Below are 15,279 nucleotides of genomic sequence, written 5' to 3' on the forward strand. Positions count from 1 at the left end.
CCACTAGGAACAATCCTCAAAGGTCATCCCCTAAGCTTTTAGATTCCCTACCGTATGCAATACGAACTTCTCGTTCCTGCGTTTTCAGCTCTCATGGGTGCTGTTGTTGGTGGCTTGGTTACTTATTTCACGACGAAGGCTATGGAGCGCTGGAAGCAGAATGAAGAACGAAAAGTAGTTTTTGCAGCGATGGTAGCGGAAATCGAGATGATAACAGTTCACTTGGACCGCAGGCACTACGCAGAGGACATGGAACGAATAATTGAGGATTACCGCAAGGGGCGCCGAAGTCAGTTGGACTACCATGTAATGATTCCGGAAGATTACTGCCCAGTCTACAAATCCCATTTGTCTAGGATTGGCCTTCTTCCCTATCCCCTTATTGGGGATATAGTCAGGTTCTATCAAATTTTACAGTCTATCGTCGAAGATGTTCGACCAGGCGGCCCAGTAGCGGAGGGTTGTAGCGAAGGTACAATGGTTGAATGTGTTGCTATTACTCGAGAAGCCACGCGCTTAGGCAGGGATGTGGTCAAGAAAGCTAAACCGCTTCTTGCTCGGTTGTGATCACCTACGATATTTCAAACAGCGCTCTCAGAGTGCGGTTCGGATTGTGCGGATTCGGAGCAAGCCGTTATATGTCGACAAGTTCAGTGCGCATGCAGGATTCGGATCTCCTAGTGCCAGTGAGGGTTTCCAGGAGGGGCACCTCAGCGAAATCGAGGGCCAAGTATGAACGTGCTTTGATCCGCGTTTTAGAGGTTAGGTCATAGTTTCTAAAAAAACTGTAGTGTCTGCTGGTGTTTTTTTTGCTAGATTCGCATGTGATGTTAATGAATCGCTGGTTTTGTCGATTTACACGATATGTTGTCTCTGCCCTTATTGATACAAAGAGCTACTAAAGAGTATATCGACCATCGAGAGCAATATGATGGTTTGGCTATGCAGGAGCTAACGAATCTCCTTGATCAACTCGCTAAAAAGGTGTTTGGAACTACAGGATTCCGCTGGACGTCGTACAACAAATTCCAGTTCGAGAAGCTGGCATGTGAATATGAATCTTTTCAAGGCGTAGCTGCATTCTCTATGGATCAAGAGGATGAGGAACATTCTGACTGCTACAAGACCTTGCATATTGGGAATACCGAAGGTGAATTTCCCAAGCAGATCTGGACTAGTCACACGAAGCAAAGGGCAGGTTTTATCCAAGTTCTGAAATCGATGGGATATGGGATGGATGGCCTCGAATAGAAGGAGCTCCATCCCTGTTATCGTAGCTCAGAAGTCACATGGCCGCTTGATGTCAATCTGAGGCGTCAGTTGCCTCGCTGCTGATGAGCTTCAACATGACAGCGGCGACCACCTGCATACTTTCCGCGTCCCAATAGTGATTCGGACGCTTGCCGATTTGGACCCACTGCCATTTGCCTTTGACATGCTGGCGGTGCTCGCTCTCGAGTTGCTTGAGGTAGTCTTCGGGAGCGTCCGCGGGGACTTGCCACATGGGTTCACCATCGGGGCCGGCTTCGCGGCGGAGGCGGGCGAGGATGTCCTTGATTGAGAGGTTGGACCAGTAGTGCATCACGCAGACCCGACCGGAGACGTCCGTTCGTCGGGCAGGGGAGTAGAAGCGCTGCATGCGTCGCTTGCCGTCTCGGTGCCCGAACGAAGCGTGGGCGCCGTCGCCCATGAGGGCGGTCCAGCCACGGGCGGCGCAACGGCGGTAGACCTCATAGCTGTTGTAGCCAGCGTCGACGAACACGAGGCCCGCGTGGATCTCGAAGCGCTCCTGGGCCTGCTCAATGTCTTCCCAGGTGAGTGCACGCTGGCACCAGAGTAGCCGGGATTGCCCCTCGGCCGACCAGCTCCGCACGACGAGCCAGAAGTGGTCCATCTGCACGTCGACGGTCAGGAAGCGCAGGCGCACCCGGCATGACTCGGCCGGGAAGGGTGCGGCCAGTAGCTGCGCCTTTGCATCGAGCCCCGCTTCCTCTTCCCAATCTTCGCCGAGACGGTAGCCGCTGGCCGCGATCTCGACCTTGAAGTCCTCCGCGTAATCGTTCCAGGGCAGGGCGAGGCGCTTCTGGTAAAACACCTGCAAGCGGCTGATATCGCCTTTCCTTTCCGCCATCTTGGCCCGCAGGTATTCCTCAGCCAACGCGCCCCACGACATGGCGCAGAGGCCGTTCCAGTGGAAGCCGACCGTCTCCTTCGCCGCGTTCGGATTCTGAGGGACGAACTTGCCCGTCGCGTTCAGCCGGCGGCGGCTCTCCGGCGTGTCCTCGATTGCGTGGTTGCAGTGCGCGCAGTGCATGGCGGTCGCCTGCCTGATGCGCGAAAAGTCGTAGCGGCCGCTGGCGTCCTTGCAGTCCTTCGGCCACTCGATCTGCTCCCACTTGAAGGGCTGACGCTCCCCGCAGGCCGGGCAGGCGAAGGTCCACTCGCGCATGTCCGTCGTCTCGAACTTACTGTGCGTGTCGTCATCCGCCGTCCCGCCCTGGCTGGTGAACACGCACTTCCCCAGCCATCCGAAGGCCGTCACCCGCGCCTCAGCCTCGGCCATGTGTCCCGCAGGCCAGCGCCAGGTTTCGTCTCCAATCAACCAGCGAATGGAGCGGCGCTGGAGGTTGGTCTTGTTCTCAGCCCCGCGCACCCAGAGGCTCATCCCGTTGGCAAAGTGGACGGTACTCTTGCGCTTCTTGTGGGGATTGAGCGGGAAGAGGCGGGTCACCGGCTCGCACTCCTCGAACAGGACGTGCAAGCGGGATTCGGCCTGGTCCTTCGCATCCTCGTCCGTCTGGTCGAGCCAGAGACAAGGCCCCGGCAGATTCGCCACGATGTAGCAGAGCGTCAGCTCGGGGATCGTCGTCTTCGAACTCTGCACGCTCGCCACAATCGAGACCAGCCGCACCCGCGGGTCGACGATCGTTTCCATCACCTCGCGCATCCAAGGGGCGTTCTCAGTTCGGAACCGCCCCGGAATCGGGGAATAGGGAATTGAGCGCACATGCTCTTCGCACCATTCCCACGGCGTCCTGCGGTCAGGCGGCCGCCAGGCCTCGCGCCAGATTTGCTGCAGCGTGTTCGTCACGCCGGGGCGGGGGCGTCAACTACTTGGTGCGCAGCTTCTCGATCTCGGCGATCTCGGTCGCGATGGCGTCTTTGGTGAAGTTATCGAAGTCTCGGAGCTGATTGGAGTCACTGATGGTGCTAAGGATTTCGCTCGTTTCAATCGCAAAGTGGCGCATAAGATCCCACTTGGCCTTGTCCGACGGGGAAAGGTATTCGTGACCACATTCTTTGATAGCCTCCTGAAGCTTTTTATATTTTTCGCCCCAGAATTTGCCGCGCTTCATACGGCCAATGGGCTTTTGTATATCTCGGGCCGATTTAATGAAATAGACTCGGGCTTTGGTTCGGAAGTCTTCGTGGTCGGTTAGAACATGCTGCCATGCACCGTAGAGTTCATACATACAGTTTTCAGACTTTAGGTATCGATCACTGAGGAAGATATAGACGCGGTCCGCACGAGAAATTCGATTCATGAATTCACTCAAGCTATGGTGGACTAAGGCATGGGTTTTATCACGGATGACCTTGATCCCGGCCTCTAACATTTGTTCGCAGAAGGAGTCGACTCTACCCTGGCTGTCGCTCTTATCGTCGTCGTTGTCCCACCAGGCGTAAGAAACAGCGATTTCGAGTGCACAATTGGGGATTTTGCGCCTGTCATCCATTTTGGGCTGATAGCTGGGGTCTTTTTCGGGCAAGGCGACGTTTCGCTGGGGGCGGTCTTCAGGCTCGATGGTGGCGGTGCATTTACAGGCGCAGTGGTTGCCAACATTATTGATCCACTTGTGGATAAGGGCGTTGAGCTTTCGTGGATCCCTGCCTTGAGTGCGCAGGTGGATCTCGCCCTTTGTGCCTCCGGTGAAGCGGGCCTCAACGAGTGCAGAGGAGCCGGAATGTGCTTCGTGGAATACAAAGGCTCCGTTTTTCCAGTAGTGGCCATAGGCCCCCGCTTCGGATCCGATCTTGAAGATCAGACTGCGGATGAGCCCGTGGTGAAGGAAATCGTATCGATAGATGCGTTCAACCGTTTCTGCTTCTTCATCCCAGCGCCCATGCATAGAGACCTTGAGCGCATCTTGATCGGCGGGCAGCAGTTCTGGGGCTACGTAGGTGTTACCGAGCTCTTCGTCTCTCTCCAAAATAAAGGCGATGCCGCAGGAGAGCATCATGCTGAGGAACATCTCTTGGTCGGCACGCGAATAGCCTTGAGCATCCCATAGCCAGGCGGCGAGGTCGTCGAGGGTAAAGCGGCCTTGTTGACTGCGGATGCGGTCGGCCAGGCTCTGGTTGCGATGCCCTTTGGGTTTGCGGTCGAAAACGGCGTAGATCGCATTGAGTGCCCAGCTTTGATCGAGGATGATCTGGCTTTCAAAATGGTCGCCGTCGTGGAAGAGCCGTCCGGTGTCGTGGAGGAAGTGCAGCAGGCTTTCAGGGGAAGACACATCGCCATTGCCTAGGTCGCATAGGGCCTTGAACGCCGACCAGCTCAAGGTGCGGTGCAAGCGATCGGCTTCAGGACGCTGGCGATCCTCTTCTTGCCAGGTGGTAAGTTGGCGGTGCACCCGCATGCGCCCTGCACCGATGTGGCTGATTCCCTCGTTCTGTCTCAATGCGCCTACAGCGTCTAAAATCGCTTGGCGTAGGCTGTCGGCGCCGTAGCCAGTTCTGGCGCTAAAATGAACCGTGCGCGGTCGCATGCCGCGAAACTGCTTCAGGATCTCATTGTCGGGGACAATGGCTTCCGAAGATACCTTATCGCACTGCGTTTGCACCACGACGACCGGGCTATGGGCGCCTCCAAGGTGGTAGACATATTCCAGCCAGTAAGGGAGGCGCTGGTTCTGTTGGTCTCGGTATCGGTCGGTGTTTTCGAGTGCGGGAGTCCAGGCGACGATGAAGACCGCCCGAGTGCGCATAAAGAGCGCGTGGGTGCCGTGATAGAGGTCTTGCCCACCGAAGTCCCAGTAGTTGCAGGCGATGTCACTCTCTTGCTCCACTCCAATGGGGGCTGGGAATGCCATGCGGCTAAGGTGTATGCCATGCGTGCTAGGCTCTGCCTCGTCATAGGCCTTCCCTTGGAGGTGCCGGCAAAGTTGGGTTTTGCCAACGTATCCATTGCCGATGATGATCACTTTGATGTCCGTAAACGTTGCTGGTTCTGCTTTCTTCAGGTCACGCAAATGGTTCCGTAGCTGTTCTAGATCCCTCACCACCTCGGCAGGGACGCCTTTGACGGTAGTCCCTGAGAAATCCCACAGCTCGAGAGAAGCCTTGAGGACCAGTGCTTCGGGAAGCTGATTAAGTGATAAGTTTTGGCATTCGAGGTCATAGAGGTTCTGAAGTCCCGCCAGTGGGTGAAGGTCGCTAACTCGCGTATCCGAACAGTTGAGCCTTATCAGGCTCTGGAGCCCGGCCAAGGGGCCTAGATCATGGATCGCGTTAGCTGCGCAATCGAGCTCTTGGAGGGCCTGGAGCCCAGACAGGGGAGCAAGATTATGGACTGCGCAACCATAGCAACATAGGAGGCGGAGGCTCTGGACCCGAGCCAATGGCGAAAGATCGCTCACCTTTGTAAGGGAGCAGTCGAGTATTTGCAGGTTTCGAAGTTCCGCCAAAGGGGTAAGGTCGTTTACGTCGGTAAAGCTGCAAATCAGGACTTTGAGGCTCTGGAGCTTTTCGAAGGGACTGAGGTCGCTGACCCTCGTGTGAGAACAATGGACCTCCTGAAGGTTCTTTAGCCCCTTTAAAGGTCTAAGGTCAGTCACTGCGGTGTTCTCACACTCGAGCCATTTGAGGCTCTGCAGCTCAGCCAATGGCGAGAGATCAATGATACTGGTGTCGCTGCATTTTAGCTCCTTTAGCTTAGTTAATTTGGAAAGCGGGGACAAGGCACCCGATCCATTGAGTGGGTTGCCGTGAGGGGAAAAAGTACCTCCCAGTAAAAGCGACTCCAAATCTTCCAACTCGGCCAGTTCGCTGGGTAAGAGGGTCAGACCCAGGTCACATAGATCGAGTTGTCCGCTTCGTTCCTGCTTTTCCTGTGCAATCCGTCTAAGAGCTTCACTGTATCCGTCTTCATGCATTGCGGCATATTCACTAGATCTTCATCATCATGTCGTCCAGTCGGAACGCTTTACTTCACGCTTCGTTCAGCGTCTCACACACCTCATCAATCGCCCTCGCGCACTCCTGCCGGATCGCTACGGCGTCCATGCCTGAGAGCACCGGCGGCAGTTCGCTCTCGAATTTCTGGCGTAAGAGGGCGATGGCTTTGTTGACCTCTGTGGTCCAGATTTGGCGGACCTCGTCGATGGCGACATACTGACCCCGCCGCACGGAGAGGCGGAACTCCCGCTCTTCGACGTCGATTTCCATCCGCCGGCGCTTCAGGGCGTCGACATCCGAGGCTGCCTCCTTTCCCTTGAGGCCCTTTGTTCGGACGAACTCACGCCATGCGGCGACATCGTGCTGGCCGTTGGTGGCGGTTTTGGGTGCGCCTTTCAGCTTGCGCCAGTTGGTGATGGTCCGCCGGTTCACGCCGAGGGCTTCCGCCAGTTCCGCAATGGATCCAGCGCGGGCCGTCGATTGGTTCGACCCGACAAGTCTGGCTTCCACCAGGGCTCGCTCGGTTGCCGTCAGCGTCTTGCCCGAAGCGACCTTGCGCACGAGGTTCTCGTAATCCTTCTGCAGGATTTTCTTGGCTGCCTCTTCATGTAAGCCCTCTTGCCCCATCAGAGCCGATAGGGCGTCAACGGATCAGCCCTTTGATCCAAGTCCAAACTCTTTGGATCAGCGGGTTAAGATTCAATGTCATTCCCGAGAATGTGGGCTTTAGGTCTACAATTCTTTCGGGTTCTTCGCTTTGTCGAGAAAGAAGCGAGAAGAATCTGCATGTTGTGTAATGTTGAGGCGTTATCTTGTACCATTGAAGACGCCAATCGTCACTTCCTTCCTCAATTTGCAGGGCTGCGATCGCTTCGTCTTGTTCTTCAGCTGATGGGTAGGAATACAGATATGTAGCAAAAATCCCGAATTGATCGAAGACCACTTCAGGGCAAGCATTTGATAACATTTTTCGCTCTCCTCCAGAGACTGAAGTCTCGTCCTCAGCCCGTTCATCCCAGAGATTTGAGCGTTTCCATTGGTCTGTATATTTTTTAGAGACGCGGTTATCGAGAGGGACGCTACCCATTTCTTGAAGTAATTGGGCGGTGATGAAATAGCGGGGGCATTTTGAATAAGAGCCGAAGGGGCACCGGCAACAAACTTTGGCCTTCTGGCTCTCCTTGGAATACCACTCCATATTTGGCTGAATAGGCATACGACGCTAGCTGCAAGAGTATATACCAGTGAAGGATGAATCAAGCCAAGTGGTTCAACGGATCAGCAGCCAGCCGCAGAACTGCACGTCCTTGAAGACGACCTCGATTTGGGAGAAACCGGCGGCGCGGAAGTCGGCCTCGTTCTCCTGCATCGTCTGGGGAAACATGCAGCCACGCAGGGCTTGCGCCTTGTTCAGCACCTGAGCCGGTGTCAGGCCGTTGGCGAGCTTCATGTCCCAGTAGAGCTGCTGGATGATGTCTTGCGTGGTGGAGCAACTGCCCATCACCTTCTCGACGATCATCATGGCCCCGCCGAGCTCGAGACGGTCGCCGATCCGGGCCAGCAACTCCCGCCGAGGCCCCGGGCGCAGGAATTGCAGCGTGTAGAGCGCCACGCCATAGCTGAAATGGGGCAGGGCCGTCAGGCGCTCGAGATCCTGAAACGTGACGCCGATGCCCTTTTGCGCCGCCTGGGCGATCATCGCCATGCTGTTGTCGTAGCCGACCAGGCGAATGTCCTTGGAGTGGCGTTCGCGGATGCGGCGCATGGTCTCGCCGGTCGAGGCGCCGAAGTCGATGACCGTGCAGCCGGGGTAGGTGAACCAGTCGGAGAAGCTCGCGGCCAGCTCCTGCACGCGATCGTAGTCCGGCACGCTTTTGCGCACGTGCTCATCGAAGTGGGGTGCGACATGCTCGTCGAACACCCAATTGCTGGAGTGAGTCTGGATGCACTCGTCCGCGTCGATTTGTGGCGCCATGCCAATGCGCTTCTGTCAATCAATGCGTGAACAGGTGAACACCTTTTAGGCGGGAAGCCGGAAGCGCTCAGGGTCCGTCACGGGTTCGGACGCGATGCCGAACTTCTCATACATGCTCCGCGTGCGCGGGTTGCTCTCAAGGCCGTAGAAGCCCGTGCGCCCATAGCGCGGGAAGATGTGGGTCTCCAGCAGGTGCTGCTTGATCTGCGGCGGCCGATTGCGGATTTCGGCAAAGAAGGCGGCCTCAGGTTGCCAGCCGGTCTGCTCCTGGATCCGGGTAAGGGTGGGCTCGCGATAGCTATCCGGTCGAGCCGTGATGAGGATCACCTGGTGCGGTCGCAGCAGCTCGACCAGCCATTGCCGGTATTCCTCCTGTTCGATCTGGCGGATGAAGGGTCGGATGGGCGCAGAGCCGCGCTCCGGCGAATTGCCGACGAGGGTGTAGTTGAGGTCGAGCAGGTAGATCACAGGTCGATCCCGAGACGTTGGCTGAAGGCGGCTTTCGCTTCGGCGACCATCCCCAGGCGGGTGCCGTCGGGGTAGGGCAGGTCGAACTCGAATTCCAGAGCGGCGCGCAGACGGTCGGCATCGACGCGCCGGGCGTGGGCGCAGGCAGCGGTGACATTATGGGTCATTTCCCGGATAGTAACCGACCGGAAGTAGCGAGTCCAGAGCCGATGAAACTCGGCTTCCGTGTGGTATCTCTGGACCTTCGGCTTCTCCTGAAAGTCGCCCAGCCGGATGCCCGATTCGTAGTCCAGGCGAAAGGCGATATTGGCCGCGTTGTTCTCGTTGAGGAAGGCCTTGCCGTTCACTTGACGCCAGCCGGTTTCGGTCGTGCTCGAGGCGCAGGCGTAGAGCTTCGTCTGCGGGTGGCAGAGCGCCGCCAGAATGACGGCGATGTGCTCCCGGTCGGTCTCGAAGGGCACGGAGTTGAGCACGCTGGCGAGGAAGATCGAAGACCAGTCCTTGCCGCTGGCTACTGTTGCCAGGAACTCGCGCACGATCCCGACGCTCTTGTCCTTGTCGATGGTGGCGCCGGTAATGTGATAGGGCTCGAAGGGCGTAACGTCGAAACCGGCGCGGCGCAGCATCTTCGTTTCCGTCAGGTGCCCGGCCCCAAAGTCGAGGATCCGCGTGCCGTGCTCTTTGGCCCACAAGGCCCGCTGCTCCGGATTGGAAATGTCGAAGGTCTTGCAGGACTTGCGGCCATGGACGGCAAAGGTGAAGCCGTGCCCCAGCTCGTCGCGCACCCGGCGCGCCCGGCGAAAGGAGTTGTGGCGCAGGAGATCGGCGTAGCGGGTATGCACGTCGAAGTCCATCGAGAGCAGGTTCATCATCGCCTGGGCGAACGCGGCTTCGTCGTCGCTCACGTAGACCACGGGCGCGGTCTCGCGCTTTTGCTCAGCCAGCATCTCGAGCCGCCCAATGCCGTTGATGACCGTGCCGTCTTGGCGGCAGACGATCGGCATCAGGATGCCCTGCCGGTACAGGGTGTTGGCCAGATTGCGGGCGTAGCGCAGCCAGCGTCCGGCGTTCACCTGGCAAAGCTCCTTCACGCTGACCTGTTGAGGGTTCAGGCACCGGTGGAAGTCGAGCGTATCGACTGCCTTGTCGGGGATGGCATCGGCCAGCCGCGGGAGGTCGATGGCTTCAAGCTCGCGGGTGGCACGGCTTGGCGTGCTGTTCCAGTCGAAGTCGTTCGTCGCCCGGTTGAAGACGATGTTCAGGGCCTTGCGCTGCTCGAGCGGCAGCTCCTTGGTGCGGAAGACAGGCAGCCGTTGCGCGCCCATCCGCGTCGCGACCAGATGCCGCTGGTGGCCCGAGAGGATTTCACCGTTGCGGTCGGCAAAGATAGGAGCGATGAAGCCCAGCTTGCGCAGCGACAGCTCGATGATGTCGAGCCGCGCCGGGTCGGCCGACCGTGGGTTGTAGGTGGAGGGGCTGACGGCCCCGATGGGTTCGAGCTGAATCACAGGGCGAGGCGTTGGCGGAGTTCCTTCAGGACGGACTCCTTGTCGAAGCCCACCTTCTGTTTCAGTTCGTCGAGCCAGATGAGGTAAGCCTCCTGGGGGATCTTGAAGCGATACTGGCCCAGCGAGAAGCCGACCTCACTCCGTTCCTCCTCGGAGTCCTCCGCTTCGTCTTCATCGGTTTCCTCTTCAGGCCCCGGCGAGGCGCCTAGCAGGCTCTCCAGGTCGGAAGCTTCGAAGCCGGTCAGCAGCGTGTCGAAGTCCACTACCTGCAAGTCTTCGATGACCGACTCCAGCGAGTTGAGGTCGAGCGAAGCCAGTTCAGCCAGTCGATTGTCGGCCACCAACACCGCCGTCTCGTCACTCTCGCTGGCGAAGTCCTGAAAGTCTACCGGGACCAGCTTCACGCCAAGCACCTTCGCGGCTTCCAATCGGCCATGCCCCGCCACAATCATCCCGCTGCGGTTCGACACCGTGATTGGGTGCCGCCACCCAAAGTAGCGCACGTTCTTGGCCAGCAGCTCGATCTGCCGGGCCGGGTGGGTGTTCGGATTGCGCGGATTCGGTGCGAGGTCTTCAATCGGCACCAGCCGGTCAAAGCTGCACCAGACCTCAACCCCATCCGCCAGTGACTTTGCTTTGGGCGTCGCTGCTTGCGTCATGCAAGCGGATGAGCTGTCAAAGGGAGGAAGGTCTTTAGGCACTGAACGATAGTGACAACTGCTCGGCCGCTTGAGTCTGAATCTGGCGCTCACGGCTGGCACTTCTCAGTTCCTTCAACGGCCGCACGAACCAAGGGGCGAAGCAGTAGCCATTCACGCGGCAGGCCTTCAGGACGGTGAGGTTCACGTCCTGGGCATATAAGAGGTAGGAGTGATTGCTGGCGTGCAGGATCATCCGGCCGGTGCCGACACAAGGGTCCATGACCGACTTCAGGCGGTGGTCGACGCCTTCGGCGAAGGTCGCCGTGGTCATCAGCTCCACGACATCGTGCGGGGTGGGGAAGAAGCCGGAGCCACGCCCATGCCGGTTTTCAGCGAGTAGGTCTCCGAAGAGGTCCGCAGGCCAGGCGATCATCGCCTCGAGGCAGAACACTTGATAGAGGCGGCTGAACGCGCCTTCTTGCGGCTCCTCCGGTAGCTCGCGCTGCGTCGGGTCGCCGAACCCATAGAGGAGCCAGTCAAGGTAGTAGTCGAAGATCCGCCAGCTGTCCCAGCCTTGCCAGCTAGTGCCCGCGCAGATGCAGTCCAGCGCCTTCTCGTGCATCCGCCGGGCAGGTTCGGCGTCATGCGCATTGAACTCGATCCGCGGGATGGGATCGCTCCCGACCTGGCCTCGTTCGAGGATCTGCAGCCAGTGTTCCCAGCGGCCCCAGCAGGCGCTTTCGATTTGCACGAGTAGCGGGAGCATCCAGCCCCAGGGCTTTTCGACGCGGAGGTTCCGCTGTGGCTTGCGGGGCCAGTTCTTCGCTTGGCTGATCTCCCGCCGTAGGATCGCTCTAAACTGCGCGTGGACGTCTACGCTATCTGGTCGTTCTCGCTGATTATGAGTCGCTTCCATTGTATCCAGACTCTGGCAGGGCGACAACTCACGTCTATGTCTTTCGGAGGAAATCGGCGGTTCCCATTTCAGGCTCTTTCGCTGGGAAAATCACCGGCTGCTTTCCCAATACCCCGGAAGCGTAATTCCCTGCGTTCATGCGGCCTTACCAGCGACGGATCTCAAAATTTTGTGGGAAATGCAAAATTCCCCCGCTCGTTCAAACTGACGGCCCTGCCGATGGACCCCGCAGGGCGTATAAGTGGCCTAAAAGATTCCTTACGCCCCCCCGGGGGCCGAGCGGTCCGAGCTACTCGTCGGCCTCTTCGGCCTCGAGCTCTTTGAGCTTGGCCCGGAGCTCGGCAGCGATGTCGATCACGGGCTGAAGGTCGAGCATGAGGTCGGTGAGCTGGTAGTCTTCGGCGCGGTCGAGCCAGCCGGCGCGCTTCATCTTGCCCCACCAGACGACGATCCGGTTTACGTGCGGGTGGACGTTGTCTTTGCCGCGTTCTGCCGGTGGCGTCATCATCTCCTCTTTCTTCACGACACGGCCGACGATGATGGACTTGGCCAGGCGGCGGGATGAGATCGGCTCGCCCTTCTTGGCAGCGTCTTCCGCCTTCTTGAGCCACTTCTTCTGGTCTTCGGTCGTCTTGAGCGGCGCTACCTTGCGGTGATGCTCCCAGCTCAAATTGTAGGTGCGCACCGACAATTGCACCTTCCGGGACACGTTCGCGTAGTTACGAAGCGTGGTGTAGTCGAGGCCGGTGATACGCATTGCCTCGGTGTAGGTATCGCCCCACTGGCCTTTGCCCTCGCCATAGGCCAGCCAGTCGCCGATTAGCCATTGAACGGATCGGCCGACTTCGCCCAGCTTGGAGCCGAGCGCTTCCCACTCGTGCTGTTCGAGATCGCGGTTGAACGCGATACCAGTCGGCGTGATCTGGTAGGCGTCGGTTTGAATGGAGAGGTCAGGCACTGCGCTGGTGGGATTGGTGGGCTCGTTCGGCATACGCGTCGCGGACTGTCAACGCCCGCATGGCTCGCGATGGCGGAAGCCCCAGTGCGTCGGTCAGTTGCGTGCAGCGCTTGGAGACGGCAGCGCGGGTGACGCCGTGGCGTTCGGCGATTTCGACCTGAGTCGAGCCGTCGTAAGCGATGTTGGTGACAAGGGCCAGGCAGTCGATGGTCAGCGCGGCCTTGTCGCAGGAGACGATTTCACCGACCAGCCGACGGTAGGCCGCGATGAGCACTTCTGCGTCGAGCTGGAAGTTCACGACAGGGGCGGGCTCCTCCGGTTCGGGGTCGCGACTGGTGGCACGTTCGAGGCTCCCGGTCACGTCGGGCTTGGCGGTTCGGTAGTCGGGCAGGGCGGGGCCAAGTCCAACGGCCTCGAGTTGCTTGCGTTTGCGTGCGGGTAGGCGCTTCCAGCTTTCGAGGTATTGACGGTCGCGGATACGTTGGCGGTCTTCGTAGCTCAGGTTCTCTTTGGGCAGGTAGTGGCGGCTCATGATTTTTGCTCTGTGACAGAAGTTCCTATGGCAGCGTCACTGACATAATATGCCCCCCTATATATAGGGGGGCTAATGTCAGTAGCTGCCTGCTGACATGTCAGTAGGTGTGTCAGTGACAATGTCAGTAAATCCATAACCCTTTGGATTTCAGTTCATCTACCTTTCTGTAGATGGTTCGCTTGCTGACACCTATGTCAGTAGAAATAACGGAAATTATGTTAGTGACTGTGTCAGTAGACATGTCAGTAGCCTTGTGATGTTTTATAAGTTCAAGAATATCAACGGCTGAAGGCGCTTTGCCCTTGGTAGTTTTGGCTAAGCTTATTTCATCTACTGACATTGAGCGGTGACATTTGTCAGTGACACTCCAGCGGTAAACAGGTCCCTCTCCTTTCTTGATAGGGGATCGGCGTTGCTTCTCCGACCAGACTTGAGTAACGCCCTTATCGGCTTCCAGACGAAGGTTCGATTCGGCCTTGCGCTCGAGCTGAGAACCTAAGTGTCCGCGCGTTTTGGATTCGCTGCCGGGGTTCAAGTGAATGACGTTCACGATCCCGCAGTCGTAGGTGTTGGCCAAGGCCATCAGGTGGCGCACCAGGGCGAACGATTCGCGGGTGTCGTTGGGGTCGTGGACCAGGTCGGCCGTGCCGTCGATGAAGACGCTATGGACGCCGCCGAAGGTCTCCAGCGCGTCCTGTAGCAGCGCCTCAAGGGCGTTCATGATCTCTTCCGGCATCATACCTGTCAGGCAGTAGGAAAGGAACCACGGGGGCACTTCCTCGGTCTCCGCCCGGCGCTGGGCGCGGGTAATGAGCTGCCAATGGTCGTAGGCACTCTGCTCGGTATCGAGGTGAATGATGGCCTTGCCGTAGGGGTTTGGGACGTAGACGCCCAGGCTGTCGATCGCGGCCGGGTCCGGAGCCATCGCGCTGGCGAAGTGCGCCTCGAGGAAGGCTGACTTTCCCGACTTGGCTTGCCCGGAGATCACGCCCAGGTTGCCGTTGGTCAGCACTTGAACGCCCGCAACGTAGCAGAGGATTGTCGGCTCGGGCGGCTTCTCCAGCGGGCGGAAGCGGAGGGCCTCGATGCGCTTCAAGATGTCGGTTCCTGCTTGGCCCTGTGTCGCGCCCGGTGGCGCAGCCAAGGCTTGCTGTAGACTCTCCCGCGGGGAAGTTGCCATCGGCGGTTCTGCGGGCTTGGAGCCGAAGCCCAGGCGCTTCAACTCGGCGGCCGCCCGGCGGTAGTCGCCCCCACACTCGAGGATAGCGAAGACGTGCCACGGCCGGTAAGAGTGCTCGGCCTCAAATTGCGTGCTCGTGGTGAAAACCCAGAAGCGTCCGGGGATCTGGTTCCACGAGGCACTGACGCCGTGGGTCTTGCCGGGCCGGGTCCAGTGGATTCGGCCGCATTGCTCCCAGCCGTGCTTGCGTAGAAGCGCCGGTAGCTCGGTGTCGGCTTGGGCGTCGTAGGCATCGCCGGGCGAAAGGTCGTCCCCGCTGCCCATGGATGGCCGGTGCTCGCGCGGACTCTGGCGCTCGTCCAGACTGCGGGCGACCTCCAGCAGGCTTTCGCGTTCGGCGTCGCTGATGGTCGGGATCTCGTCCCAGTCGCCCTGGATCAGCGAGTAGCCTTTCGAGGGCGCGATCAGAAAGTAGCCACCGTCACCACGTGTTTCGATCATGGCGGCGCCGTCGGGCTTGCGGGCCAGCTTCACGTTGCGGATCGGCTCGCCCTTGGTGCGAAAGACGAAGTGCCAGCCGCCGGATGGCGTGCGCTGGATCACCAGGCGCTCGATGATCGGATTGCAGCCAGCGGCCTCGAGGCCTTCGATATAGCGCTCCCAGATTGACGGGTCGTGCTTGACGTCGATGTCGATGCATTGGATCGCTCCGGCGACAATCGCGATGCCGGAGCCGTTGGCGAAGAATTGAGAAAGGTCGGACTCGGTCGGCAGCTGGTCGCGAAACTCCTTCCACGAGAGCAGGCACGGCCGCTTCTCGAGGTCCACCGGGATGCACGCGACGCCCTGAGCGCGCAAGGCCCGGGCAGTCGCAAGCGAGGAAGTGTAGTCAGCGTTCAAGATCAAGGAAAAGGCTCAGTA

14 protein-coding genes are annotated in these 15,279 nt (G+C 58.8%); 2 read left to right on the forward strand and 12 right to left on the reverse strand.

What is annotated here, in order from left to right; all coding sequences use genetic code 11:
* Positions 1-54: 54 nt before the first annotated feature.
* Both Q7P63_01185 and Q7P63_01190 read left to right on the forward strand, forming a co-directional pair.
* Complete coding sequence (locus Q7P63_01185) at positions 55-567, forward strand: hypothetical protein (protein MDP0498687.1); 513 nt, start codon at positions 55-57, stop codon at positions 565-567.
* 297 nt (positions 568-864) lie between these two features.
* A complete protein-coding gene (locus tag Q7P63_01190) occupies positions 865-1,251 on the forward strand; it encodes a hypothetical protein (GenBank protein MDP0498688.1) in 387 nt (128 codons plus the stop codon).
* Positions 1,252-1,303: 52 nt separating this feature from the next.
* Here the strand turns inward: Q7P63_01190 and Q7P63_01195 are convergent, their stop codons facing one another.
* The 12 genes from Q7P63_01195 to Q7P63_01250 form a co-directional block, all read right to left on the reverse strand.
* Entirely contained in the window at positions 1,304-3,007 is a 1,704-nt protein-coding gene (locus tag Q7P63_01195) for a phage terminase large subunit family protein (GenBank protein ID MDP0498689.1), read from the reverse strand.
* Between the two features lie 103 nt (positions 3,008-3,110).
* A complete protein-coding gene (locus Q7P63_01200; GenBank protein MDP0498690.1) occupies positions 3,111-6,155 on the reverse strand; it encodes a COR domain-containing protein in 3,045 nt (1,014 codons plus the stop codon).
* 55 nt (positions 6,156-6,210) lie between these two features.
* Complete coding sequence (locus Q7P63_01205; protein MDP0498691.1) at positions 6,211-6,804, reverse strand: hypothetical protein; 594 nt, start codon at positions 6,802-6,804, stop codon at positions 6,211-6,213.
* 16 nt (positions 6,805-6,820) lie between these two features.
* Positions 6,821-7,393 carry a hypothetical protein gene (locus Q7P63_01210; GenBank protein ID MDP0498692.1) on the reverse strand — a complete coding sequence of 191 codons (573 nt, stop codon included), beginning with the start codon at positions 7,391-7,393 and terminating at the stop codon, positions 6,821-6,823.
* 54 nt (positions 7,394-7,447) lie between these two features.
* Entirely contained in the window at positions 7,448-8,152 is a 705-nt protein-coding gene (locus Q7P63_01215) for a methionine biosynthesis protein MetW (GenBank protein ID MDP0498693.1), read from the reverse strand.
* A gap of 45 nt (positions 8,153-8,197) precedes the next feature.
* A complete protein-coding gene (locus tag Q7P63_01220) occupies positions 8,198-8,620 on the reverse strand; it encodes a hypothetical protein (protein MDP0498694.1) in 423 nt (140 codons plus the stop codon).
* On the reverse strand, positions 8,617-10,128 hold the full coding sequence (locus tag Q7P63_01225; GenBank protein MDP0498695.1) for a ParB N-terminal domain-containing protein: 1,512 nt from the start codon (positions 10,126-10,128) through the stop codon (positions 8,617-8,619). The genes Q7P63_01220 and Q7P63_01225 overlap by 4 nt, the downstream gene beginning before the upstream one ends.
* Positions 10,125-10,787, reverse strand: a complete 663-nt coding sequence (locus Q7P63_01230) for a ParB/Srx family N-terminal domain-containing protein (protein ID MDP0498696.1) — start codon at positions 10,785-10,787, stop codon at positions 10,125-10,127. The genes Q7P63_01225 and Q7P63_01230 overlap by 4 nt, the downstream gene beginning before the upstream one ends.
* Before the next feature lie 34 nt (positions 10,788-10,821).
* Complete coding sequence (locus tag Q7P63_01235; GenBank protein ID MDP0498697.1) at positions 10,822-11,535, reverse strand: N-6 DNA methylase; 714 nt, start codon at positions 11,533-11,535, stop codon at positions 10,822-10,824.
* A 439-nt stretch (positions 11,536-11,974) separates the two neighbouring features.
* On the reverse strand, positions 11,975-12,676 hold the full coding sequence (locus Q7P63_01240) for a hypothetical protein (protein ID MDP0498698.1): 702 nt from the start codon (positions 12,674-12,676) through the stop codon (positions 11,975-11,977).
* Positions 12,636-13,175, reverse strand: a complete 540-nt coding sequence (locus Q7P63_01245) for a hypothetical protein (protein ID MDP0498699.1) — start codon at positions 13,173-13,175, stop codon at positions 12,636-12,638. Before Q7P63_01245 ends, Q7P63_01240 begins: the two co-directional genes overlap by 41 nt.
* A 124-nt stretch (positions 13,176-13,299) precedes the next feature.
* Positions 13,300-15,258 (reverse strand): bifunctional DNA primase/polymerase, encoded by a 1,959-nt coding sequence (locus Q7P63_01250; GenBank protein ID MDP0498700.1) that lies wholly within the window; start codon positions 15,256-15,258, stop codon positions 13,300-13,302.
* Positions 15,259-15,279: the final 21 nt, after the last annotated feature.

The sequence above is a fragment of the Verrucomicrobiota bacterium JB022 genome (assembly GCA_030673845.1).
GTDB lineage: Bacteria > Verrucomicrobiota > Verrucomicrobiia > Opitutales > Oceanipulchritudinaceae > WOUP01.

Bases quoted from the DNA above. Each gene is read 5' to 3' on its own strand.
- Q7P63_01185 (MDP0498687.1), top strand. From the start codon at position 55: ATGCAATACGAACTTCTCGTTCCTGCGTTTTCAGCTCTCATGGGTGCT.
- Q7P63_01190 (MDP0498688.1), top strand. From the start codon at position 865: ATGTTGTCTCTGCCCTTATTGATACAAAGAGCTACTAAAGAGTATATC.
- Q7P63_01200 (MDP0498690.1), bottom strand. From the start codon at position 6,155: ATGCATGAAGACGGATACAGTGAAGCTCTTAGACGGATTGCACAGGAA.
- Q7P63_01205 (MDP0498691.1), bottom strand. From the start codon at position 6,804: ATGGGGCAAGAGGGCTTACATGAAGAGGCAGCCAAGAAAATCCTGCAG.
- Q7P63_01210 (MDP0498692.1), bottom strand. From the start codon at position 7,393: ATGCCTATTCAGCCAAATATGGAGTGGTATTCCAAGGAGAGCCAGAAG.
- Q7P63_01215 (MDP0498693.1), bottom strand. From the start codon at position 8,152: ATGGCGCCACAAATCGACGCGGACGAGTGCATCCAGACTCACTCCAGC.
- Q7P63_01230 (MDP0498696.1), bottom strand. From the start codon at position 10,787: ATGACGCAAGCAGCGACGCCCAAAGCAAAGTCACTGGCGGATGGGGTT.
- Q7P63_01235 (MDP0498697.1), bottom strand. From the start codon at position 11,535: ATGCTCCCGCTACTCGTGCAAATCGAAAGCGCCTGCTGGGGCCGCTGG.
- Q7P63_01240 (MDP0498698.1), bottom strand. From the start codon at position 12,676: ATGCCGAACGAGCCCACCAATCCCACCAGCGCAGTGCCTGACCTCTCC.
- Q7P63_01245 (MDP0498699.1), bottom strand. From the start codon at position 13,175: ATGAGCCGCCACTACCTGCCCAAAGAGAACCTGAGCTACGAAGACCGC.